The organism is Hamadaea flava, assembly GCF_024172085.1.
Lineage (GTDB): Bacteria > Actinomycetota > Actinomycetes > Mycobacteriales > Micromonosporaceae > Hamadaea > Hamadaea flava.
In genome coordinates, this window is sequence record NZ_JAMZDZ010000001.1 from 2,952,474 (window position 1) to 2,975,665 (window position 23,192).

At 69.5% G+C, this 23,192-nt stretch carries 22 protein-coding genes; 11 read left to right on the top strand and 11 right to left on the bottom strand.

Going from position 1 to position 23,192, the window contains the following annotated elements:
- Nucleotides 1-48: 48 nt before the first annotated feature.
- Entirely contained in the window at nt 49-1,425 is a 1,377-nt protein-coding gene (locus HDA40_RS13780) for a serine/threonine-protein kinase (protein WP_253755669.1), read from the bottom strand.
- Between the two features lie 100 nt (nt 1,426-1,525).
- Nucleotides 1,526-1,792, bottom strand: coding sequence for a hypothetical protein (locus HDA40_RS13785; RefSeq protein WP_253755671.1), 267 nt, complete (start codon nt 1,790-1,792; stop codon nt 1,526-1,528).
- Between the two features lie 101 nt (nt 1,793-1,893).
- On the opposite strand from HDA40_RS13785, the gene HDA40_RS13790 reads away from it, so the two are divergent.
- Together HDA40_RS13790 and HDA40_RS13795 are read left to right on the top strand one after the other, a co-directional pair.
- The gene (locus HDA40_RS13790; RefSeq protein ID WP_253755673.1) at nt 1,894-3,711 is read left to right on the top strand and encodes a glycoside hydrolase family 15 protein; all 1,818 of its coding nucleotides are present in this window, start codon (nt 1,894-1,896) and stop codon (nt 3,709-3,711) included.
- On the top strand, nt 3,708-4,190 hold the full coding sequence (locus HDA40_RS13795) for a DUF6789 family protein (protein ID WP_253755675.1): 483 nt from the start codon (nt 3,708-3,710) through the stop codon (nt 4,188-4,190). Before HDA40_RS13790 ends, HDA40_RS13795 begins: the two co-directional genes overlap by 4 nt.
- 1 nt (nt 4,191) lies before the next feature.
- Here HDA40_RS13795 and HDA40_RS41485 read toward each other — a convergent pair whose 3' ends face one another.
- Entirely contained in the window at nt 4,192-4,320 is a 129-nt protein-coding gene (locus tag HDA40_RS41485; RefSeq protein ID WP_275978242.1) for a hypothetical protein, read from the bottom strand.
- Nucleotides 4,321-4,767: 447 nt separating this feature from the next.
- On the opposite strand from HDA40_RS41485, the gene HDA40_RS13800 reads away from it, so the two are divergent.
- The 4 genes from HDA40_RS13800 (at nt 4,768) to HDA40_RS13815 (ending at nt 8,549) form a co-directional block, all read left to right on the top strand.
- Nucleotides 4,768-6,120, top strand: coding sequence for a golvesin C-terminal-like domain-containing protein (locus HDA40_RS13800; protein WP_253755677.1), 1,353 nt, complete (start codon nt 4,768-4,770; stop codon nt 6,118-6,120).
- A 102-nt stretch (nt 6,121-6,222) separates the two neighbouring features.
- Nucleotides 6,223-7,452: an urease accessory protein UreH domain-containing protein gene (locus HDA40_RS42110; protein ID WP_253755679.1), complete on the top strand. Its 1,230-nt coding sequence runs from the start codon at nt 6,223-6,225 to the stop codon at nt 7,450-7,452.
- Between the two features lie 32 nt (nt 7,453-7,484).
- Nucleotides 7,485-8,048 (top strand): hypothetical protein, encoded by a 564-nt coding sequence (locus tag HDA40_RS13810; RefSeq protein WP_253755681.1) that lies wholly within the window; start codon nt 7,485-7,487, stop codon nt 8,046-8,048.
- A 102-nt stretch (nt 8,049-8,150) separates the two neighbouring features.
- Nucleotides 8,151-8,549, top strand: a complete 399-nt coding sequence (locus HDA40_RS13815) for a hypothetical protein (RefSeq protein ID WP_253755683.1) — start codon at nt 8,151-8,153, stop codon at nt 8,547-8,549.
- A gap of 57 nt (nt 8,550-8,606) precedes the next feature.
- On the opposite strand, the gene HDA40_RS13820 is transcribed toward HDA40_RS13815, so the two are convergent.
- Complete coding sequence (locus HDA40_RS13820; protein WP_253755685.1) at nt 8,607-10,970, bottom strand: SGNH/GDSL hydrolase family protein; 2,364 nt, start codon at nt 10,968-10,970, stop codon at nt 8,607-8,609.
- 322 nt (nt 10,971-11,292) lie between these two features.
- On the opposite strand from HDA40_RS13820, the gene HDA40_RS13825 reads away from it, so the two are divergent.
- The 3 genes from HDA40_RS13825 (at nt 11,293) to HDA40_RS13835 (ending at nt 14,248) form a co-directional block, all read left to right on the top strand.
- Nucleotides 11,293-13,197 (top strand): sialidase family protein, encoded by a 1,905-nt coding sequence (locus tag HDA40_RS13825; protein ID WP_253755687.1) that lies wholly within the window; start codon nt 11,293-11,295, stop codon nt 13,195-13,197.
- A 202-nt stretch (nt 13,198-13,399) separates the two neighbouring features.
- Nucleotides 13,400-13,795 (top strand): hypothetical protein, encoded by a 396-nt coding sequence (locus HDA40_RS13830; protein ID WP_253755689.1) that lies wholly within the window; start codon nt 13,400-13,402, stop codon nt 13,793-13,795.
- 9 nt (nt 13,796-13,804) lie between these two features.
- Complete coding sequence (locus HDA40_RS13835) at nt 13,805-14,248, top strand: hypothetical protein (protein ID WP_253755691.1); 444 nt, start codon at nt 13,805-13,807, stop codon at nt 14,246-14,248.
- Nucleotides 14,249-14,315: 67 nt separating this feature from the next.
- On the opposite strand, the gene HDA40_RS13840 is transcribed toward HDA40_RS13835, so the two are convergent.
- From HDA40_RS13840 to HDA40_RS13855, 4 genes are all read right to left on the bottom strand, one after another.
- Nucleotides 14,316-15,473 (bottom strand): hypothetical protein, encoded by a 1,158-nt coding sequence (locus tag HDA40_RS13840; protein ID WP_253755693.1) that lies wholly within the window; start codon nt 15,471-15,473, stop codon nt 14,316-14,318.
- 125 nt (nt 15,474-15,598) lie between these two features.
- Nucleotides 15,599-16,003 carry a hypothetical protein gene (locus tag HDA40_RS13845; protein WP_253755695.1) on the bottom strand — a complete coding sequence of 135 codons (405 nt, stop codon included), beginning with the start codon at nt 16,001-16,003 and terminating at the stop codon, nt 15,599-15,601.
- Nucleotides 16,004-16,110: 107 nt separating this feature from the next.
- Nucleotides 16,111-16,521 carry a hypothetical protein gene (locus HDA40_RS13850; protein ID WP_253755697.1) on the bottom strand — a complete coding sequence of 137 codons (411 nt, stop codon included), beginning with the start codon at nt 16,519-16,521 and terminating at the stop codon, nt 16,111-16,113.
- Between the two features lie 29 nt (nt 16,522-16,550).
- A complete protein-coding gene (locus tag HDA40_RS13855; protein WP_253755699.1) occupies nt 16,551-17,312 on the bottom strand; it encodes an SDR family oxidoreductase in 762 nt (253 codons plus the stop codon).
- A gap of 106 nt (nt 17,313-17,418) precedes the next feature.
- On the opposite strand from HDA40_RS13855, the gene HDA40_RS13860 reads away from it, so the two are divergent.
- Nucleotides 17,419-20,085, top strand: coding sequence for an ATP-binding protein (locus HDA40_RS13860; protein WP_253755701.1), 2,667 nt, complete (start codon nt 17,419-17,421; stop codon nt 20,083-20,085).
- On the opposite strand, the gene HDA40_RS13865 is transcribed toward HDA40_RS13860, so the two are convergent.
- On the bottom strand, nt 20,082-20,816 hold the full coding sequence (locus HDA40_RS13865; RefSeq protein ID WP_253755703.1) for a phosphatase PAP2 family protein: 735 nt from the start codon (nt 20,814-20,816) through the stop codon (nt 20,082-20,084). The genes HDA40_RS13860 and HDA40_RS13865 overlap by 4 nt on opposite strands.
- A 177-nt stretch (nt 20,817-20,993) precedes the next feature.
- Here HDA40_RS13865 and HDA40_RS13870 point away from each other — a divergent pair, with 177 nt between their 5' ends.
- On the top strand, nt 20,994-21,497 hold the full coding sequence (locus HDA40_RS13870) for a hypothetical protein (protein WP_253755705.1): 504 nt from the start codon (nt 20,994-20,996) through the stop codon (nt 21,495-21,497).
- Between the two features lie 38 nt (nt 21,498-21,535).
- Here HDA40_RS13870 and HDA40_RS13875 read toward each other — a convergent pair whose 3' ends face one another.
- Nucleotides 21,536-22,279 (bottom strand): HEAT repeat domain-containing protein, encoded by a 744-nt coding sequence (locus HDA40_RS13875; RefSeq protein WP_253755707.1) that lies wholly within the window; start codon nt 22,277-22,279, stop codon nt 21,536-21,538.
- A gap of 61 nt (nt 22,280-22,340) precedes the next feature.
- Entirely contained in the window at nt 22,341-23,132 is a 792-nt protein-coding gene (locus HDA40_RS13880) for a hypothetical protein (RefSeq protein WP_253755709.1), read from the bottom strand.
- Between the last annotated feature and the right edge of the window lie 60 nt (nt 23,133-23,192).

Here is a 23,192-nt window from a genome sequence, read left to right on the forward strand (position 1 = left end):
GTCTCGGGGCTGAGCGTCTCGGGGCTGAGTATCGCGGGGGCGCGGGTGTCAGTCCCGCCCGGTGTCGCGGTCCATGGCTAGTGCGACGGCCAGCCGCACGAAGTAGCCGACTCCAGCGGCGATCGCACCGGTGGTCGCGGAGCGCGCGGCGTCCGCCGAAGCGATGTAGATCGCCGCGAAGCCGACCGCGCCGAGGACGATCGCCGCCGAGATCCCGATCGGGTCGCCCAGCTGCCGCAGCAGGCGCCGAAACCCGCCGACCGGCGCGACGGCCACCTGGGTGGGCGAGGGCACCGGCACCGCGGCCGTCGTCGGCACCGGCAGCACGCTCGGCTGCGGCCGTGTCGCCGCAAGGGGCGCGCCCGGCCCCATCCCCCCGGAAGCCCCCGCAACGGAAGCGCCCAGCCCCACACTCCTGGACGACGCCGCAACGGAAGCGCCCAGCCCCATGGCCCCGGACGACGCCGCAACGGGACCGCCCGGCTCCGAAGAAACGGTCGACGCCGCAATGGAAGCGCCCGGAGGTGAGGCTGGGAGCACGGCGGTCGCCGCGACACTGCCTGCCTTGAGGACGGTGCCCAGCGGCTCCTCGACCACGGCCGGTGCGTCGGCGCGGCCCAGCAGCCGCAGCAGCAACTGCTCCGAGGTCGGGCGGGCGTACTGGTCCTTGGCCAGCGCCTCTTCCACCAGGTCCAGCAGCGGACCGGACAGGTTCGCCAGGTCCGGCGGCTCGTGCAGGACGCGGGCCATCACGGTGGCCAGTGAGTCGTGGCCGAACGGACCGCGCCCCGACGCCGCGAACGCGATGGTCGCCGCCCAGCCGAAGACGTCGCACCGCGGGCCGACGTCGGCGTTGTGGAAGCGCTCCGGCGCCATGTACGGCACCGTGCCCATGACGTTGCCGGTCAGCGTGTGCGTGTTCAGCGCCCGCGCGATGCCGAAGTCGATGACGCGCGGACCGTCCTCGCCCAGGATGACGTTGTCGGGCTTCAAGTCACAGTGGACGATCCCCGCCTGGTGGATCGCCGCGAGGGCGGTCGCGGTGCCGACGGCGAGCCGATAGAGCGCGTTGCCGGTGACCGGGCCGTGGTCGCGCACCTGGCGGTGCAACGTCGGGCCCGCGATGAACTCGCTGGCCACATACGGCTGCTCGGCGTCCAGATCGGCCAGCAGGACCTGGGCGGTGCAGAACGCGGCTACCCGGGTCGCGGCGGCGATCTCCTTGGCGAACCGCGCCTTGGCCCTCGGATCCTGCTCCAGGTCGATGCTGAGCATCTTGACCGCGACGTGCCGGTCTCCGCCGTCCAGACCCAGGTAGACGATCCCCTGCCCACCCTGCCCCAGCCGGCCCAGCAACCGGTACGGTCCGGCCGACCGGGGATCGTGCGCGGCCAGCGGCGTCAGGTTCGGCAGCGGGACGGCCATCAACTCCCCTGAATCTCGATGATCAGCATGCGAGGCAAGGATAACGTCGCCTGTCCATCGTGACTGGAGCTAGGCGGAGCGCGACCCCGGCGGCTGCGCGTCAGCTCGGCGTCGACCACCGGCGTTCGGCGTCGGCCAGGCCGGGGATGACGAAGTCGGGCACCGCGTCGCCGGCGGCGATGTGCGCTCGGACGTGCTCGATCATCCGGCCGGGTGTCGCCTCGACATGGCTGGGGTAGTCGCCGGCCTCGTCAGCCGGATACCGGACGCAGGAGAAGCACACGACGCCGTCGTCGGTGTCGTAGATGTAGACCGCCGAGTCGTAGTCATGGGGCCGGCCGGGACTGCTCCACCGCACGTAGCTCACCCCCGCAGAGTAGGCGGCTGCGACCAGCTGGGCGAGATGTCCGATTCTTCCGCCACCGGCGGGCCCGACTGAAGGGCTCGCTACCTGGGTAGTGGCCGGTGATGGCGGCCGACTCCGGGCGCATAGACGGCTACGCGGCGCTGCGGGACTACGCCGTGGTGGGCGATGGGCGTACTGCTGCGCTGATCGCTCCGGACGGCGCGGTGGACTGGCTGAGCTGGCCCGACCTGGATTCGCCGAGCGTCTTCGGGGCGATCCTGGACGCCGAGCGCGGCGGGAGCTTCCAGCTCCGACCGGAGACGTCGTTCAGCGTCGGCCGGAACTATCGACCCGGCACCAACGTGCTGGAGACCACCTTCACCACCGAGTCGGGCACCGTCGTCGTCACCGACGCGCTCACCCTGCAGGACGACCATCCGCTGGGGCCGGCCCGCGAGCTGGTCCGGCAGATCACCTGCGTCGCGGGCACGGTGCCGATCGAGTGGACGGTCGAACCACGTTTCAGCTACGCGTCGGCTGCTCCACGCGTACACGCTCGGGCAAATGCCTTGATCGCGAGCCATCACGGACAGGCACTCGCCGTCTCGGCCTGGGGCGCGGGAACGCCGCGCCACACGGACGGGACCATCCACGGCCGCGCGGATCTGACGCCAGGACCAGGCGCGATGATCGCGCTGAGCTACGCGGACCTGGAGCCGCTCGTGCTGCCCACTCGCGGGGAATGCGAAGACCGGCTGGTACGCACGGAGCAGGTGTGGCGCGAGTGGGCCGGGCAGCGCCCCTACGACGGCCCGTGGCGCGACGCGGTCCTGCGCAGCGCGCTGGCGTTGAAGCTGCTCGTCTTCGCGCCCTCGGCGGCCGTCGCCGCAGCCGCCACCTGTTCGCTGCCCGAACTGATCGGCGGGGAACGCAACTGGGACTACCGCTTCTCCTGGATCCGCGACTCCGTGTTCACCCTGAACGCCTTCCTCCAGCTCGACTGCCCCGACGAGGCGATCGCCTACTTCTGGTGGCTCATGCACGCCTCGCAGCTGACGCATCCACGGCTGCGCGTGTTGTACCGGCTGGACGGCGGGCCGCACGCCGGCGAACGGACGCTGCCGTTGTCCGGCTACCGCCGGTCCCGCCCGGTACGCGTCGGCAACGCCGCCGCCGGGCAGCTGCAACTGGACACCTATGGGGAACTGCTGCAAACCGCCCGCCGGTACGCCACCCGCATCGGCCGGCTCGACGCGGACATCGGCCGTCGGCTGGCGCAGATCGCCGACCTGGTCTGCCAAGTCTGGCGGCAGCCCGACGCGGGCATCTGGGAGGTTCGCAGCGCACCGCAGCACTTCACCCAATCCAAGATGATGTGCTGGGTCGCGCTGGACGCCGCCGTCGAACTCGCGCTGGCGGGTCTGATCCCGAACCGTCGCCTGGAAAAGTGGCTGGCCGAACGGGCGGCGGTGGCGCAGTTCATCGACAGCGAGTGCTTCGACACGCGCCGCGGCAGCTACGTCCGATCGGCGGGGAGCGCCGACCTGGACGCCGGAGTGCTGCTCGGGCTGCTCAACGGATTCCGGCCCGCCGAACCGAGCCGGCTGGCCGGCACCGTGCACGCCGTTCAGCGGGAACTACGGCACGGCCCCTACGTCTACCGATACCTGTCCGAGGACGGCGTACGCGGTGGCGAGGGCGCCTTCCTCGCCTGCTCGTTCTGGCTCGCCGAGGCGCTGGCCCGGTTCGGACGGCCCGACGAGGCGGTGCCGCTGATGGACGAACTGGTCGGACTGGCCAACGACGTCGGCCTCTACAGCGAGGAGATCGATCCCGGCACGGGCGCGTTCCTCGGCAACCTGCCGCAAGGTCTGTCCCATCTGGCCCTGATCAGCGCGGCCGGCGCGATCGCCGACGCGATGCACGGAGACGCGGGATGAACGTCTGGGCGGCGCTGGCCGGTGGGTTCGTCGGCACGGTGCTGCTGACGACCGCGATGCGAATGGCCAACGAACTCAAACTCACCCGGACCGACCTGCCGTTCCTCCTCGGCACGATCTTCACCGACGACCGATCGCTGGCGAAGGCGATCGGCTACCTGATCCACTTCGTCAACGGTCTGGTCTTCGCACTCCTCTACGTCGCGGTGTTCGCCGCCATCGGGTACGCCAGCTGGTGGCTGGGCGCGCTGTTCGGTCTCCTGCACGGGCTGTTCGCCGCGACCGCGATCGTGACCGTGCTGCTGCCGCTGGTCCACCCCCGCATGGGTACGCCGTACACCAGCGCACCCAAGGCAGCGCAACTGGAGACCCCCGGATTCCTCATGCTCAACTACGGGCTGAGCACACCGGTCGTGATGCTGATCGCGCACGTCGCGTACGGGGCGATCATCGGAGCATTCGTTCAACTCGCTGCATAAATCACGCCTGCCCAAGGACCTGTACGCCCAGCGCAGCGCAGGCGCCGGCGGCGGCCGCCGCCCGCAGGTCGGCCTCGGGCACGTCGGGGAACTGGGCGGTGCAGTCCTGGATCCCGCCGAAGGCGATCACCGCTCGGGCCGCCTGGTACGCAACGCCTTCGCGGGCTGGTCCAGGGTCCCCGGCTCGTGTCCGCGTTGCCCGCGGGACTCGGCCGTACGGTGCTGCGCCTGACGACCAAGAGCGCCCGCGTCCACAACTCGATGGTCATCGAGACTACGACACCGCTCGGATCCAGATTGGATGATCCGCCCCGCGGCGGCCACCAGGGCCGTGAACGTGTAACGATCACACTATAACAAATGTAAATCAATAACTTTTTCACTGTTGCGGTACTGGCCACGCCGCCTTGAAACTTCCTCCAAACGGTCTAGTAGAGGGCTCGAAACCCTCTCACCGAGGCCAGCGAGGCGACTTCCATGCCAAGTGCCGCAACGGTTCAGACCACCTGCACGACCCGGGTCCGCCCGCCTCGCCGCGCCACGGTTCAGCTTCACCGACCGAGGAAGGAAGGTAGGAATGAGGATCACCAAGGTCACCCGTGCCTTGGGTGCCACGTACGCCCTGTTGTTGACGGCGGTGTTGTACGGCCAAGGAGCGCCTGCTCAAGCGCAGGCGCTGGCCGCCGCCGAGAACTTCACCATCGTGATGCTGCCCGACACGCAGTTCGCCTCCGAGTACTGGCCGGAGGTGTATCGGGCGCAGATGCAATGGGTGGCCGACCAGCAGACCGCGCGCAACATCAAGTACGTCCTCCACGTCGGCGACGTCGTGGACAACCACGACCAGCCGACCCAGTGGGCCAACAGCAAGAGCGCGATGGGCCTGCCCACCGACGACGTCCCCTACATCATCGGTCCGGGCAATCACGACCTGGACTCGACGACCACGCGGGCGGCGACGATCTACAACAGCCACTATCCCCGCTCGAAGTTCACCAGCCTGCCGTCGTTCGGTGGAACGTACCCCGCCGCACAGAACGACAACGCCTACCACACGTTCACCGCCGGTGGCGTGGACTGGCTCGTGCTGGCGATGAAGTACGCCCCCAGCGACGCCGAGATCACCTGGGCGAACTCCGTCGTCTCGGCGTACCCGAACCACAACGCGATCCTGGTCACCCACGCCTATCAGAACGGGACGACCAAGGACAGCAACGGCACCAAGCTCTGGACCAACCTGGTCAGCAAGCACAAGAACTTCCGGTTCACCTTCTCCGGCCACTACGTCAACGCCGGAGTGATCCCCCAGGCCGGGGTGAACGGGAACACCGTGTACCAGATCCAGGCGGACTACCAGGACCCGTCCACACGTGACCCCAATAGCTTCATGCGGGTCATGACGTTCAACCCGACCGCCAACACGCTGGACGTCAAGACGTACTCGCCGTATCTGAACACCTACAAGACCGATGCGGCGAACCAGTTCGTCCTCAGCAACATCAACCCCGTTCCGCAAGCGTGGAGCACCATCGTCGACAACACGACGGCGGACCGGTTCACGGCGAGCACGAGCTGGGGCACGTCCACCTACTCGGCTCAGCGGTACGGCGCCGACTACCGCTTCGCCGACCCCGTCTCGGCCAGCGACCCGGCCTGGTACAAGGTGAACATCCCGGCGACGGGCACCTATCAGGTGGCGGTCTGGTACTCGGCCAACGCCGGCTACAACAACTCGACCCCCTACATCGTCGTGACGCCGAGCGGGAACCAAGTCGTCAACATCAACCAACAGGCCAACGGCGGCAAATGGGTGTCGCTCGGCAACTTCACGCTGTCAGCCGGTGACGAGAACAAGGTGGGTGTCAGCCGCTGGACGGCCGGCACCGGATACATCATCGCCGACGCCGTGAAGGTCACCCGCATCAGCTGAACCCCGCGACAAGAGGTCTGAACCTCGAAGGTGCGGTGTTCCGCCGCACCTTCACCAACCCCGTTCATCGCGCGCGCCGACAACCGCCACGGAGGGTGTCCCGTGATCCCGACGATTCTGCTCAGCGCAGCCCTCGCCGCTCACCCGCTGACCCCGTTCTCGATCGACCACCTCGTGAAGGTGACGATCCATCCCGATCGCGTCGACGTCGTCGCCGCCCTGGACATCGGCGAGGTGGCGGCGAAGCAGATCACCCCCGACTGCACCGCCTTCGCCGCGAAGTTCGACACCCGCGTCGACGGCGTACCAGTGAAGTGGACCGTGCAGTCGCAGGAGCTGAAACAGATCGGCGCGTCCGGCATCCCAAGCAGCCTGCTCACCTGCAAGCTGTCGGCACCAGCCACAGTCGGCGCGGCGACCGACGTCGCCGTGGTGAACGGCTATCTGGCCGACCGCACCGGCGCCAGCCAGATCCTGCTGGCCGGCGATGGTGTCGCGCTGCCCGCGCAACTGCCGCCGTACGAGCGCTCGGCGCAGGTGAAGACCCTGGCCGTAGCCGGAACGGCCACTTCGGACGCGTCGCCGCAAGCCGAGGCTCCCCCGGCCGCCTCGAAGGACAAGGGTTGGCTGCAACGCGGTGAGGCATGGCTGGAAGGCGTCCTCGGCGACCCCGCGCCGCACGTTCTGCTGCTCGCCGTGCTCATGGCTGCCCTGCTGGGCGCCGCGCACGCGGCCCTGCCCGGCCATGGCAAGACCGTGATGGCCCTCTATCTCGCGGGTCGCCAGGGACGCCGGCGCGACGCGCTCATCGTCGGCGGCATCGTCACCCTCACCCACACTGCCGGAGTGCTGATCCTCGGCGTGGCCACCACGACCTTCGCCGGACTCGCCGCGGAATCGGTCCTCCAATGGCTCGGCGTGGTCAGTGGCGTGCTGATCACCGTCGTCGGGCTGGGCATCCTGATCAACGCCCTGCGCCACCGGCGCGACCATCATCATCACCGGGCGCACCACCACCATCACCACGACCACCCGGGCAGCCGCCGCAATCTCACGGTCCTCGGCGTCGCCGGCGGGCTCGTCCCGAGCCCCACCGCCCTCGTGGTCCTGCTCGGCGCGGCGGCGCTGGGCCGCCTCTGGTTCGGCATCGTCCTCATCATCGTGTACGGCTTGGGCATGGCGGGCACGCTGACCGCCGCCGGCCTGCTCCTCTTGCGGGTACGCGACCGGTGGGCCTGGCTCGGCCGGTTGACCGTCCCGGCGGAGGCGACCGGCTCGGTGATCATCGTGCTGGGCTTCGGCCTGGCCGCCCGAGCCATGCTCGCACTGTGATCCGGCCCGTTCTGATCTGGACAGGAGTTCCCATGCCACGCACGATCGGACGCCTGCTCGGCGTCGCCCTCGCCGGTGTCACCCTGGCCGGAGCAGCGGCGTGCACCCACGACAGACCTTCCGCCGCCGTCCCCCTGGCCACCTCGGTCACCCCGGCGACCTCCGTCGAACCCTCCGCCGTCGCGAGCCCGGTCGCGTCCGCGACGTCCACCGTGGTGGTGTCGGCGACCAATTCGGCTGGGCGAAAACTCGTACCGGCCTGCGCGGCCGCATTGACGGCTCGCCAGAACGCCGCCGACGCGCTGTCGCCGGTGTCGGCCGTCCTGGTGCAGAGCGGGCTCTTCCACGAGGACCTCGCCAAGGCCACCCGGGACCTGATGGCGGCGATCACCACCCTGCACGCCGCGCTCGGAGCCGCCGCCGAACTCGCCGCCGACCCGAAGCTCAAGGCGAAGATCACCGCGTACCAGGTGTCGGTGGAGCAGGCGATCGTCGCGGGCGAAAGCTCCGACAGCGAGCAGGCGAAGCTCAAGGCGGTGATCGCGTCGCCGGCGATGCGCGACGCCGGCAACGCAGTCGTCGCTGCCTGTGCCTAGCCGATCCGTTCTGACCTGCTGATTCAACTCCGATTCAATTCCCCTGCAAGCCGACGCCGATACCTTTCGAGCCGCAGCAACCGACCTCGAAAGGAAAGATCAGTGAGAAAACGATCAGCGGCGCTGGCCACGATCGCGTGCGCGCTCACCGCAGCGGTCGCGTTCGGAGCCGGCAGCCCGGCGTACGCGTCGATCGACGCCACCGTCGTCGTTCAGCGGGTCGGCAGCACCGGCGACGCCGGGTCGATGACCCACGAGGACGTCGGCGACATCTTCACCGTCTGGGACCGCGTCGCCGACGGGCACGGCGTACGCGGCTCGCTCATCGACGGCAGCGGCACGACGCTGAAGTCGATCTACAACGGCAACGGAAACGGCACCAACGTCAAGTTCGCCTACGACATCAAGCCCGGCAACGCGTACTACATGAAGGTCTGCCTGGTCGACGGCGCGTCCGACACGACGCCGATCAAGTGCGCCATGCGCTACGTGTACGAGTAGCCGCACCGCCTGGCCGGGACCCGAGCGATCCCGGCCAGGCCGCTGGAGCGACCGGTCCTACCGCAGTGTGCGGAGATCGATGGCCTCGGCCATGACCCGGTATCCGGCGTCCGACGGGTGCAGATGGTCACCGGAGTCGTAGGCCGGGTTGATCTGCTGCGGGTCGGCCGGATCGCGAACCACCGCGTCGAAGTCGACCACGGCGTCGAAGTCCGTGCTCGTGCGGATGAACGCGTTCACCTCTTGCCGTACGCCGTCCCGCGCCTCGGTGTAGGAACGCCATCCCTTGATCGGCGTGATGGTTCCGACGACGACCTTCAGCCCCTGGGCGTGCGCCTGGGCGGCGAGCTGTTTCAGGGCGAGCTTCAAGGTCTCCGGGTCCGGGTTGGCCAGGTTGAGGATGTCGTTGACGCCTTCGAGCACGATGACCGTTCGCGCCCCGGTCGTGGTCAGCATGTCCCGCGACGACCGGGCGTACGCGTTCGGCCCGCCGATCCCGGTTCCGGTGCTGCTGTCGAGGATCCGGTTGCCGCTGAGGCCGCTGTTGACCACGCCGAGCTTGGTCGGCCCCGGCTCGGCGGCCAGCCGGTCCGCCAGGATGTCGGGCCAGCGCTGGTTCAGACCGACTGTCGACCGGTCGCCGTCGGTGATCGAGTCGCCGAAGGTCACCACGGTGCCGTGCAAGAGGTTGGACTGGACGTCCACTCCCGTCACGTAGTACCAGGCGGTGGTCGGCTTGCTGAACGCCGTGCCCTGCTCGTCCGCGGCGTGGTCGCCGTCGGTCGCGATGAACGACGTCTGGTACGCCCGCGGATGCTCGGTGACCGCGCCGGACTCCACCGGCGTGTACACGGTCACCAGCAGATCCCCGTCCGCCGGAACGCTCAGCGAGATCGGGTCGCTGAGGACTTCGCCGCCGATCGGGATCGTCACCGACGGCGAGCCGCCGAAGGTCACCTCCCGCATCGTGCCCGCGACCGCGTCCGGTCCGTCCGACCGGGACGCCACAGCCACCGTGACCCGGCCCATCAGGACCGGTGCCGTGCCGAGCGCGTTGGACAGGCGTACGCGCGCCGCGTCGCCGCCGACGCTGGTGTGCACCACGTTGCGGATCGACTGGTTCGGCAGGCCGAGGTCGGCGCCCGGTGTCGTCCGCGCCATGGCGGTCTGCCAGGTGCTCGCCCAGCGGCCGGCCGGGTGTCCGGTGAGCTTGTCCAGGTCGACGACCGCGGCCATCGCCTGGTAGCCGGCGTCCTTGGGGTGCAGGTGATCGCCGGAGTCGAAGTCCGCCCGCAGCCGGGTGGGCGTCGCCGGGTCACGCAGCGCCGCGTCGAAGTCGGCCACCGCGTCGAAGACACCGCTGGTACGGATGAAGTCGTTGACCGCCTGGCGTACCCCTTCAAGCTCCTCGGTGTAGTTGCTGGACCCGCCGAAAGGCGTGAGGGTGCCCCCGGTGATCCGCAGCCCCTTGGCCTTGGACTGGGCCGCGATCTGGCGCAGGGCCGCGATGATCTCGGACGGCTCGTGATGCTGGGGCTGGCCGCCGATGTCGTTGATGCCGAGCATGACGATGACCGAGCGCACGCCGGGCGCGGTCAGGACGTCCCGGTCGAGCCGGGAGATCGCGTTGGGGTTCCAGGTGTTGGACAGCAACCGGTTCGAGCTGATACCGGCGTTGAGCACGCCGAGCCTGGTCGCGCCGGGCTCGGCGATCAGCCGGTCGGCCAGGTAGTCCGGCCAGCGGTGGTTCGCGTTCCGGGTGGAGGCGTTCCCGTCGGTGATCGAGTCGCCGAACGCGACCACGGCGCCCTCGGCCTGCCCGAGGACATCCACCCCGCTGACATAGGGCCAGAAGGTGATCGCACTGGTGAACGCCGCACCGGCCGCCTCGGCGGCGTGGTTGCCGGCCACCGACAGGTACGAGGTCTGATTGGCCACCTGGTGATAGGTGACCGGCCCGGACGGCGCGGCCGTGTACACGCTGACCAGGAGGTTTCCATCTTCCGGCACAGCGAACGGGAGCGGGTCGCTGAGCACCTCGCCACCGGCGGGGATGCTCACCGCGGACGCGCCGCCGAAGGTGAGCGATCGCATCGTGCCCGCGACCGCGCCGGGTGTGGTGGGCGCTTCGGCGACGGCCACCGTCACGGCGTCCATGCGTACCGCCACGCTGCTCAGGACGTTGGTCAGCGAGACGCGTACGCCGGAACCCCCGACGCTGGTGTGCACCACGTTGCGGATGGTCCGGTCGGCGTACCCGGTGGGCAGATTGGGCACGGTGCCCGTCGCCGCCGCCGACCAGGTCCCGACCCAGTCGTCGGGCGGTGGCGCCGATTCGGCCGCGGTGACGGGACTCGTCGGGCTGAGAACCAGGGCCAGCACGGTACCGGCGGTTAGCAGCATCTTCTGGACATAGGACATAGGATCTCCTCCCCAGGTTGGGGACGAGTGTGCCTCTCGATGTCAGCGCCGTCAACAGGTGCTCACAATTCTGTCCACATGCGACCCACGATGCCGCGTGATGGGTCAGTACAGGGTTTGGCCAGCTATAACATTGCCTCCGAGCGGTTTCGGTGATCAACGATGGCCCGACCCTCGGGATCAGCGTCATCAATGCCCTGAGCAGGGCCTTGTGGTACTTCGGACATGGGACGTAGGATGTCCGAACATTTCGTCCATGTTTCCTGAGCCCGCGCTCGACCCGCTCCGCGTTCAGCGCCGGCAAGTGGAGGTATCCCGCTTCATGACGAGACAACGAGACCACCGACTACATCGCAGACTGCTCTCCGTCGCCGTGGTCGCCACGATGGCGGCGGCCACCTTGCTCACCGGCGGGACGGCGTACGCCGCCGAGCCGTATCACGAGGAAGGGGCGGTCTACACAGCGAAGACGGACGGCTACTTCTGCTACCGCATCCCCGCGATCGTCAAGGCCACCAACGGTGACCTGCTCGCCTTCGCCGAAGGCCGGGTCAGCAACTGCGACGACCGCGGCAACATCGACCTGGTGCTCAAGCGCTCCCACGACGGCGGCAAGACCTGGGGCCCGCTCCAGGTCGTCTCCAAGGGCAACGGCGACACGCACGGCAACCCGATGCCGATCGTCGACGAGCGCACCGGCCGAGTCGTGCTGTTCACGACGCACAACCCCGGCACCGGCAGCGGCGGCCGGGTTCCGTTCCTCCAGATCAGCGACGACAGCGGAGCGACCTGGAGCGCGCCGCGGCAGATGTCCGAGCTGTTGCAGCCGGAGTGGACCGCCTGGTACGCCACCGGCCCGGTGCACGCCATTCAGCTCAAGCGCGGCCCGCACGCCGGACGCCTCGTGATGAGCGCCAACCACGAATCGGTCGGACCCGACGGGCGCAGCGTCCCCGGAATCCACCTCGGCTACAGCGACGACGGCGGCGACACCTGGCACCTCGGCGCCAGCGCCGGCGGCGTGTCCGACGACATCTTCGTCAACGAGTCCACCCTGGTGGAGCTGACCGACGGGCGGATCTACGTCAACGTGCGCGAGGCAGGCACGTCGGAGGGCACGCGGGCGTACGCCATCTCCAGCGACGGCGGCGCCAGCTATGACGCTCCGTTCCAGATGGTTCCCGCGTTGACGATGCCGGTCGTGCAGGGCTCGCTGCTGCGTCTGACCGCCACCGACGAAGGCGACGCGCAGAACCGCATCCTGTTCTCCGGCCCGGCCAACCCCGGCAAGCGGGAGGCGCTGACCATCCGCTCCTCGTTCGACGAGGCGAAGACCTGGGAGACCTGGCAGGAGGGCAAGGTCATCAGCTGGGGTCCGGGCGGATACTCCGACCTGGTCAAGATCTCCGATGATCCGGCTCTGGGACCGGTGGCCGGCGTGCTCTACGAAAGCGGCGTGGCCGCCCTGTACGAGGTCATCCAGTTCGTGCGGTTCAACGAGGCGTACTTGGACACCCCGAACGGCACCCCGCCGAGTCTGCCGCCGGCACCGGCGCCGGGCCCGACGACGCCGGACGCGTCGCCCCGCTACGACAACACCGCGTACGTCCGCGGCAACCCCACCCTCGGCGAAGGCCGGTACGGCACCGGGCTCGCGGCCGACGGCGTCGACGACTACGTGGAGATGCCGTTCAACCAGACCCTCGACCTCGGTGACGACCAGTTCACGATCATGACGTGGTTCCGCTACACCGAGACCTCCGGCAGCATCGTGATCTGGTGGTGCTACCAGGTGGGTACGGGAGCCGCCCAGATCTGGCTGCGCGCCGAACCGGCGAGCAACCGCATTCGGGGTGTCGTGGGCACCGGCCAGGGCGACGCGAACATCACCATCCCCGGCGCGTACAACGACGGGAAATGGCACCACGTCGCCATGCAGCGCACGGCGACCCGGGTCACCGTGAACATCGACGGCGCGACCGTCGTCGACCTCGCCGCGCCCCGCGGCTCGGTGACCACCGGCAAGGAGTTCGGCATCAACAGCGTGTTCCTGGGTCGCCGCGTCGACGGCCTGAACAACACGTTCAAGGGGGACCTGGACGAGTTCCGGATCTACGGCCGTGCGCTGACCGCCGAGGAGCTGACCGAGATCCGTACGCACAACGTGCCGATCGCCGGGCAGCTCAAGCTGCGCCTGCCGTTCGACACCATCAACCCGCAGAGCTAGCGCGGCTGGCGTGATCATTGCGCCAGCCATGTCGTATCGAGCGGCGAAATGTCCGGCGAAACAGCATGGCTGGCGCGATGATCATCACGCGGAGAGCTGTCCGATCAGACGATATTCGGGTGGCCGTTCCGGTTGACGGTCAATGATCTTGCGGGCAAGATGCCACACAAGATCGATCGAACGTCCAGATTGGAGCGACGCGTTGCAGCGATTCCTCAGGGGCGGCATACTCGCCGCGGCCACCGCGCTCGCCACGGCGGTGTTGATGCCCGGCACCGCCCAGGCCGCGGCGACCCCGGACATCACCATCTACATCACGAACAGCTTCACCAACGTCGCGTCGATGAGCTTCCACGACGACGGTGACAAGTTCACGGTGTGCGACCTGTACGCCGACGGCCACGGCGTACGCGGCTCCCTCTACTACGCCGGCGACCGGGTGGCGACGCTCTACAACGGCTCCGGTACGGGCGCCTGCAAGAGCTTCACCTATGACGTCAAGGCAGCCGCCGGCGGCTATGACATGTGGGTGTGCCTTGTGGACGGTTCCGGTGACACGACCGGAAGCGGCTGTCAGTACAAGCAGATCTCGGAATAAGGGGAAGCCATGCGACGAATCGCTTATGCCGCAGTGACGTTGTTCGTGGCCGTGGTGGCCACCCTGGTCACGCCGACCGCCGCGAGCGCGGCGCCGACTCCGGAGAACGACCACGCGGTCGCCGCCACCGTCGACACCGTTCTGAGCTGCTATTCCATCGACGGCGCCAAGGTCTGTTACGAGAAGAGCGGCGACAAGTGGTGGGTGCAGGACACCGCCAAGGACGGCATGTCGGCCGTCGCCGACTGGCGTAACTACCTGACCGCCAACGGCGACCTGTACCGGCAGGGCAAGTGCATCAACTCCCTGGGCTACGGCAACTGGGGCGTCTGCAACAAGAACTACTACGAGACCAGCAAGCTGATCATGCGCATCTGCGTCATCGACTACTCGGGCGGTGGCTCGGTCTGCTCCAGCTGGGTGACCGTCCAGGCCGGCGTCATCGAGGCGTAACGGCCTCAGGCACGCGGAGGCCCGCTGGAGATCGTCTCCAGCGGGCCTCTTGTCGACTATCCCGCTGTCAGCGGGCCTCTTCGGCCGGGCCGCGGCGGCGGCTCAGCACCAACAGGGTTCCGGCGATCAGGACGGCGAACACGGCCAGTCCACCGACGACGAACCCGTCGTGATCGTTCGGCTCGTCCGCGCTCGCCTCGACCAGCGGAGGGTCGGTCTCGTCGGCACTCGCCACCACCAACGCACCGTCGGCTGTGGCGGACGGCGACAGCGTGGGCGACACCGAAGGACTGGCCGACGGCGTACTCGATGGGGCACTCGACGGCGATCGTGACGGCGAGGTACGCGACGTCGTGGAACCCGACGATCCAGAGGACCCGCTCGCATAGCACCCGTTGACGGTGATCTTCAGGCGGAAGTTGTTGTTGTACTGGTTCTGGTCCGACAACGCGGTGCTGGTGCTCTCACCGGGCCCCTCATAGCCGAGGGCGTACCCCTTGTCGCAGCGGTCGATGCGCAGCGACAGCTTCACGGTGGCCGTCGATCCGACCGCCATGTTCTCCTTGCGGCACGAGAACGACGTGCCCGCCTTCACACAGCCGGAGCCACCGGCGTACGACATGCCCGGCGGCATGCGGGACGCGCTCAGCACGATCCAGGGCTGCACTCCCGGGCCGTTGTTGCGGATCGTCGTGGTGACGGTGACGACCTGGCCGACGTCGCCGCGCGGCGTCGTGGACGAGATCGCCATATCGGCCACGTCCGCCTCGCCCGCGATGGTGATGGATCCGGTCGCGTTCGGGTCGGTCGGCGTCGGACTGCCCGTCAGATGCAGCTTGACGGTGCCTGCCCGGCCCGCCGGGGCGTCCGCCACGGCTTGGAAGATCGCGTACGCGGTCTTCTTGGACTTCGACACGGTCCCGAACTTGCAGGTGATCTTGGTGCTAGTGAACGTGCACGGCCCGTCCGCGCCGACGACGCGTACGCGGGCCGAGATCGCCGACGCGTCGAGGGTCACGACCGCATTGGTGATCGGCGTCGACCCCCAGGCCTGTACGCCGATGGGCACCCGAGTCGGCGAACCACGCCCGATCGAGGTGCCGATTCCGCTGCCGTAGACGACGAAGAACGGCGCCGCCCCGGCGGTGGCGGCCTGTGCGGCGGCCGGTGCGATGAGCGTACCGGCCAAGATCATGAGAATCAGGACGACAGCCCGGCGGACCATCTGCACCTCCCCGTATATCGATGCGGCGCTGATGGTAACCGAAGACACCCGGCCGGCGGGACCGGTCCGTCGGCCGAAAAGGAAGCGCCCGCACTGAAGAGTGCGGGCGAGAGTGTGGGCGCTTGTCAGGCGGCGTCGAGGGCCGCGGTGATCTTGCGGGTCATGTCCGCCAGGACCGGGGTGGGCTTGCTGTCGCCGAGTGCCGATTCGACGGCGACCAGGACGATGCCGCGGTAGTTGTCGGCCTCGGCCGGGGCCTGCGCCTTGAGCAGGCTCATCGCCTCGGTCAGCGCGGGCAGCACCTTGTCGGCCAGCTCCGCGACGGACTTGCCGCTCAGGTCCATGCCGCCCTTCTTCTCGGCGAGCACGTGCCCGACCGGGCCGGTGGCCGAGGCCAGCGCGATCGAGCCGCTGGTGGCGATCTTGTGCGGCGAGCCGTTGACGGCGCCGGCCGCGGCGAGCAGGGACACCGCGCCGTACGCGCCGGTCCGCAGGGTCTGCTTGTCGTCGGCGGTGAAGGTGATGGACATTTCGTTCTCCTTTGTTGGCGTGCTTGCTTCGTTTGCGATGTGACTACGATCGGCCGCCGTCCTGTCATGGGACCGTCGTCGGGCTGTCACGGGCGGCCCGCGCGCTGTCATGAGCGATCCAGCGCGCCGGTGATCTCCCGAGTCACCTGCGCCATCGCCGGACCGGGCTCGCGCCATTGGGTGCGGATCGCCGCCTCGAGGGCGACCAGAACGGTGCTGCGGAAGTTGTCGGACTCCGCCGGAGCCCGTTCCCGGAGCAGGTTCATCGCCGCCGACAGTGCCGGCAGGACCTGCGCCGCGAGGTCGGCCACCGAGGTGCCGCTCAGATACACCCCGGCCTTCTTGTCGGCGAGCACCCCGCCGACCGGGCCGGTCGCCGAGGCGAGCGAGATCGAGCCCTCGGCCGCGATCCGGTGCGGCGTGCCGCCCGCGCCCCCGGCCGCCGCCAGCAGCGACACCGCGCCGTACGCCGCCGTCCGGATGGTGAGTTTGTCCTGCTCGGAGAAGGTGATGGACATGTCGTGACTCCTTTGGAGAACAGGCGAGGTCAGCTACGGGGGCCGAGGAAGTAGCCGCCGCTCGCGTCGAGTACGCCGCCGGTGATCCAGCGGGCGTCGTCGGAGGCCAGGAAGGCGACCGCCGCCGCGATGTCGGCCGGCTGCCCGACCCGGTTGAGCGCATTGGCGGCGGCGAGGCGGTCTTCGGCTGCCGCCGTGGCGAGCATCCAGCCGGAGGAATCGGTGACGGTCGGCCCCGGAGCCACCGCGTTGACGGTGATGCCGCGTACGCCGACCTCCTGGGCGAGGCTCCGGACGAGCACGTCGATCGCGCCCTTGGTCATCGCGTACGCCACCTCCGGCGACACCACCCGGGTGGCCGCCGAGGAGACGCAGATGACCCGTCCGCCGTCGGACATCACCGGCAGCGCTCGCTGAATGAGGAAGAAGGGCGCCTTGACGTTGACCGCGAACAGCCGGTCGAACGACGCCTCGGTGGTGTGGGCGAACGAACCGACCGTGGCCAGGGCGGCGTTGCTGACCAGGACGTCCAGCGGCCGCCCCGCCAGACCCGAGGCCAACCCGGCGAACAGAGCGTCCAGCTCGCCGGGTACGCCCAGCTCAGCCCGGACCGCGTACGCTCGCCCGCCGGCCTGCTCGATCTCGGCCACCGTCCGCCCGGCCGCCTCGTCGTCGTGGCCGTAGTGCACCGCGACCAGTGCGCCGTCGACCGCCAGGCGCAGCGCGATCGCCCGGCCGATGCCGCGAGAGGCCCCGGTCACCAGGGCGGTCTTGCCGTTCAGCGCGGTCATCTCGCACTCCTTGCTCAGATCGACTGCGCAGAACGCTAAGTTCGGCCACCTCAGAAGGAATGAGTAAGGTGACTCATGATCCGCGAATAGGTACGAGGGATACGTGATGCTGCAAGGACGTGCGGAGGAGATCCGGGCCGTCGAGGCGCTGTTGGCCGACGCGAGAACCGGTACCAGCGGCGTCCTCGTGCTCCGAGGCGAACCAGGATTGGGCAAGTCCGCGCTGCTCGAGTACGCCGCTCAGGCCGCCGACGGGGTCACCGTGCTGCGCGGCGCAGGCGTGGAGACCGAGGTGGAACTGCCCTTCGCCGCCCTGCATCTGCTGCTGCGACCCGCCCTCGACCGGCTCGACACGCTGCCCGAACCGCAGGCCGTCGCCCTGCGTGGCGCGTTCGGCCTGGCCCCGCTGGGTCAGACCGACAAGTTCCTGGTCGGGCTGGCCACCCTCAGCCTCCTGGCGGAGTTGGCCGAGAACCGCCCGCTGCTGGCCGTCGTCGACGACGCCCAATGGTTCGACCAAGCCTCGGCCTCGGCCCTGCTCTTCGCGGCCCGTCGGCTGCATTCCGAAGGTGTCGCCCTGCTGATCGCCGCGCGCGACGACCAAGCCGCCTTCCCCACCTCCGGTCTGCCCGAGCTGCGCCTCGGCGGACTGGTACGCGACGACGCCGAACTCCTGCTGAACGACGGGCTCCCCGCCCACCTGCGGGAGCAGGTGCTGGCCGAGGCCGGCGGGAACCCGCTGGCCCTCATCGAGCTGTCGAAGGCGGCCGGCGCGGGCGAGCTGGAACTCGCCGGGCCGCTCCCGCTGACCGATCGGCTCCTCGACGCCTTCGCCGGGCAGATCCAGCGCATGCCCGACCCCACCCGGAAGATGCTCGCCGTGGCGGCCGCCGAGGACACCGGCGCGCTCGGCATCGTCCTCGCCGCGTCGGGCACGTTGACGATCCCGGCCGACGCGCTGGAGCCCGCCGAGCTGGCCGGGCTCGCCAAGGTCACCGGTGGCGTCCTGCGATTCCGCCATCCGCTGCTGCGCTCGGCGGCGTACCACAGCATCTCCTCGGCCCAGCGCCGCGCGATCCATCAGGCCCTGGCCGGAGCGGTGAGCGACGACCGGCGGGCGTGGCACCTCGCCCTGGCCGCGACCGGACCGGACGAGGAGATCGCCGGCGCCCTCGAACAGTCGGCCGAGCGGGCCGGCGCCCGCCTCGGCTACGCGGCGATGGCGACCGCCTACGAACGTTCCGCGCAGCTCAGCGCCGACCCGGGACAGCTGGCCCGTCGGCTGGCGGCCGCCGCGCTGGCGGCCAAGGAAGCGGGGCAAGGCCGCCGGGCGGCGGACTTGAGTGAACGCGCCGCGCACCAGACCACCGATCCGGTGACCTTGGCGCGGCTCTCCGACGTCCGGGCAGCGGTGGCCTACGACGAGGGCTCGCCACGCGGAGCGGCTCGTTTCCTGGTCGACGGCGCGACCCACGTCGCCGAAGCCGATCCGCGGACCGCCGCCCGTATGCTCATGGCCGCGGCGCACAACATCTGGGCCGCGGGCGATCCGGCGCTCGCCGCAGAGGCGTCCCGTCTGCTCGATCGGCTGGGGCTGCCGGCCGACGACAGTCTCGTCAGCCTTACCCGCGGCGTGGCGCTCGTCTACGGCGGCGACCTCGAATCGGGCTACCCGATGGTGGACGGCTTCCTCCGGCAGGCTTCGACGTCCGGCGTCCCGGCCCAGATGATGGCCGCCAACCTCACCTTCATCTGCGGCCGCCTCGATCAAGCCGTCGAACTCACCACCGCGATCGCCGCCGGCTGCCGGGCCGAGGGCCGGATTCGGCTGCTTCCCTTCGCGCTCAACCATCTCGCGTACACGCAGGTCGTGATTGGACACCACCGGGACGCGCGCGACAACGGCGAGGAAGGGCTCCAGCTCGCGCTCGACACCGGCCAGCCGCACGCCGCCACCGGCCTGCGCGGCCAGCTCGCCTGGTTGGCCGCGGTCGAGGGCGACGAGGAACGCTGCCGCCCACTGGCCGAATCAGCCTTGGCGTTCGCGGTCAGCCACAACGCCCCGGCCGTCGCCCTGCTGCCGATCTGGGCGCTGGCCATGCTCGACCTGACCCAGGGCCGCGACCAGGCGGCCCTCGACCGACTCCAGGCACGTCCCGCCGGCTCGTCACACTTCGGCACCAGATTCGTCGTCGACGAGGTCGAAGCGGCGGTACGCCTCGGCACACCCGATCGCGTCCGCGAATCGATGGAGCTGGCCGAGCGCTGGACCGACTTGTCCGGCGAGGACTGGGCGAACGCGCTGATCGCACGCTGCCACGGATTGCTCCGCGACTCGGAGGCAGACTTCGCCCGGGCGTTGGACCTGCACAAACTCGCACCCCAGCCGTACGAACAGGCCCGAACCCGGCTGGCCTACGGCGAGTGGCTGCGCCGCCGGCGTCGCAAGGCCGAAGCCCGCCCGCACCTGCGCGAAGCGCACGAAGCCTTCGAACGCCTCAACGCGCGACCGTGGGCCGACCGCGCCGCCGCCGAACTGCGGGCCGCCGGGGAAGTCACACCCACCCGGCGTCGCGTCGATCCCGGCGCCGCGCTGACCGCCCAGGAACTCCAAGTCGTACGCCTAGCCGCGACGGGCGCCACGAACCGTGACATCGCAGCGCACCTGCTGCTCAGCCCGCGCACCATCGGCCAGCATCTGTACAAGGCGTTCCCGAAGCTGGGCATCTCCTCCCGGACCGAGTTGGCCCGGCTGGACCTCGACCGGCTCTAAGCCGTCCTTGCCGTGAAGTGGTCGGCGAGCCGGGCCACGCCGACGGAACATGCCACCAGCGCCACGCTGCCGACGACGTCGAGCAGGTAATGGTTGCCCGTGGTCAGCACGACGACGATCATCAGCAGCGGGAAGACCCACGCCAGCAAAGCCCACCGTGGATGGCGTACGCGAACCGCCGCCCACACCGCGTACGCGCACCACAGCGACCAGGCCACGTGCATGCTGGGCATGGCCGAGAAATGATTCTGGCCGCTGCCGGGGTCCCGAGTCTCCGCGCCCCAGAACGGGTCGGTCTCGGCGATGACGTCGACGATGCCCGGCAACGCCAGCCGGGGCGGCGCCATGGGCAGCAACCAGAACATGGGCAGCACCAGGACCGTCATCGCGACCGCCGCCCGGCGGACGTGCCGATAGACCTCGGAGTGCCGCAGGTACGCCCAGACCAGTACGCCGAGCACCACCAGGTAGTACGAGCGATAGAAGACCACCGCGGGTGCGGCGAAACCCGGATACTCGACGAGCCACCGATTCGCCCACAGCTCGACGTCCAGCCCGAGTGCCCGTTCGAGCCCCTGCAACGAACTCGCGTGGGCCATGGCCGCCACCGCGTCCTTGCCGGCGGACGTGTGCAGCCACGCGAACAGCCAAAGCCACAACGCCAGCCCGCCGAACTCCACCACAGCCGCCAGAATTCGGCGCAGCGGCCACGCCGTCGTCTCTTCGCTCACACGTCCTAGACGGTCGACCGCCGCAGAGGGTTGCATGCGGCGTCCACGGCGGACCGAGCCGGTACGGACACCGGTACTGAGCCGCGGCGCGCACCGGATTTCCGTACGCGTCCCGATGCCCTGCGATCGCGTACTTCCTAGATTTCGAGCCAGTCTTCCTCTTCTCTAGGAGTTCTGATGTCGATGCGTTGGGTGGCGGCGGCGACGATTGCGGTCGCACTGGCGGCAGGCGCGAGCGGGTGCGGCGATTCGTCGGATACGGCCGGCACTGGAAGCGGCGCTGGGGCGTCCACGGCCGGCAAGGATTCCAAGGCGAAGGGAGCGAAGGCGTGCGACCTGCTGAAGCCGGCCGACGCCGCCGGGCTGCTCGGCGTCGACTCGCCCAAGCCGTCCAAGCAGACGAACAAGGAGTGCGTGTACACCAGCGGCACCAAGTTGGTGCAGATCGCCGTCGAGCCGGGCACCTTCGATCCGTCGATCTTGGAGTCGGTGTTCCGCGGCCGGGCCGTGAAGGTCGAAGGGCTCGGCGACGTCGCGTACACGTTCCAGAACCAGGCGATCGGCCAGACCCACGTCTGGGCCAAGGGCCAGTACCTGACGCTGTCGGTCGGCGCGACCACCGTCGACGACACCGTGGCGGCCTCGAAGCAGCTCGCCGAGACGGCCGTCGGTCGCCTCTGAACCAGCCCCCGACGGTGCGGCCTCCCCGGGCCACACCGTCACACTTCGTCGGCGGCCCGCTGGAGACGTTCCCTTAGGTGGCGAGCCACACTCCCCCGGTACACCCGCAGAACGCTCTCCAAGGTGTCGCGAACGTCGGGATCGGGATGGTCGGCCAGGTACGCGAGTTCCTCCGCGCCACCACGTCGTTTCCTGCCCAGCTCGTAGAGCACCTCGATGATCTCGTCCGCAGACTCCGCCGCATGCAACCGGGCCATCAGCTCGCTCTTCGGCCGGGCGGGCGGGTCGTCGTCGTAGGGGAATCGGCGCCGAAGGCGGTCCACTTTGTACGTTCCGGGCTGAAGGCACGCCGGGCAGGTACAGGGACGCCGGCCGCGCGCGGACGGCTGATACCGCCAGCCGATACCCTGCGGAACTCCGCGTACGCGCCGAATCTCACTGACGGTGATCGCGCGCGGTACGAATACCTCGTACCCGCGCGGATCGTCGAGGCCGCGTACCGCCGCGATCGCTGCCGCCGCGCTCACCTCTCGCGGCAGTTCGCTGTATCGCCCGACGGCCACCGGCTCGTCGTCGGGCAGCCGCAGATGCACCGCCACGAGCACACCCGGATGCCAGCGGCGCAGCTCGCGTACCCATTGGTAGGTCAGGGTGAACGACGGCAACACAGGCATGCAGTACACGCCACGGATACCGATCCGCCCTCTGCTACGCGCGGCGATGCCCGAGCGCTCGATCCGCCGAGCCGACCGCTCCGCCGTGATGTGCACGAACTCCGCCACGCCCGGCATAGTAGCCAGCCGGAGACGGCGGTGCTCCGGAGTTTCTGGTGCTCACCCCCGGTCAGTAGACGATGTTGTCGCGGCCGTTGGACGTCGCCAGCCAGATTTCGACGGTCGAGGCCGACCCGGTCGTCCGCAGCTCGACGCAGGTGTCGTACGGGTTGAGCCAGCCGACGTGACGGCACTGGAACTGCGGCGGTGCGAAGTCGAACCAGGTGGCCCGCCAGCCTTTCGTCTGTTCGAGGTGGAGGCCGAGGCGACGGGTCAGCTCGGCCTGCGTACCGGTGCCTTCGACGGTTATGCGGCGCGTGCAGGCATTGGTGCACCCGGTCTCCTCGTGCACCACCGTCATGCCTGCCGGCAGGGGCAGGACCGTGTCGCTCGGCGGCACTGTCTCGGCCCCGACGACCGGGACCGCGAGCGTCACGGTCACGCCGAGCAGCCACACCAGTGCGCCGGGCAGTAGCCGCGCGCCCAGGTGCGCGAGCCGCTTCGCCTCGTACGCGACCGCGCCCGCCACGAGGAGTCCGGCCCCGACGAGGTGCCACCGAAGTCCGTCGTCGATCGTGGGCGGGCTGGCGTAGCTGCCGGCGGAGACAGTCCAGACCGACCAGGCCAGCACCCAGACGGCCAGCGCCAGGCCCACACGCCAGGCGTACGCACGGCGCCGGGCCAGCAATGCCCAGGCGATCGGGAAGATCAACACCATCGGGACGAGCACTGCGACCTCGACCGGTTCGAGCAGCTCGTCGGCGATCGGGTCGCCGGGCTGGAGAACGGGCCAGACCGGAGCGGTGGCGGCGACCGCGGCCGCCACCGTAAGCAGCCGGTACACCAAGTCACGCGGGTTCACGGGGCCTTCGACGCGTACACCCGGGGATCGGTTGCGTCATCGGGTATAACTGTCCATAGT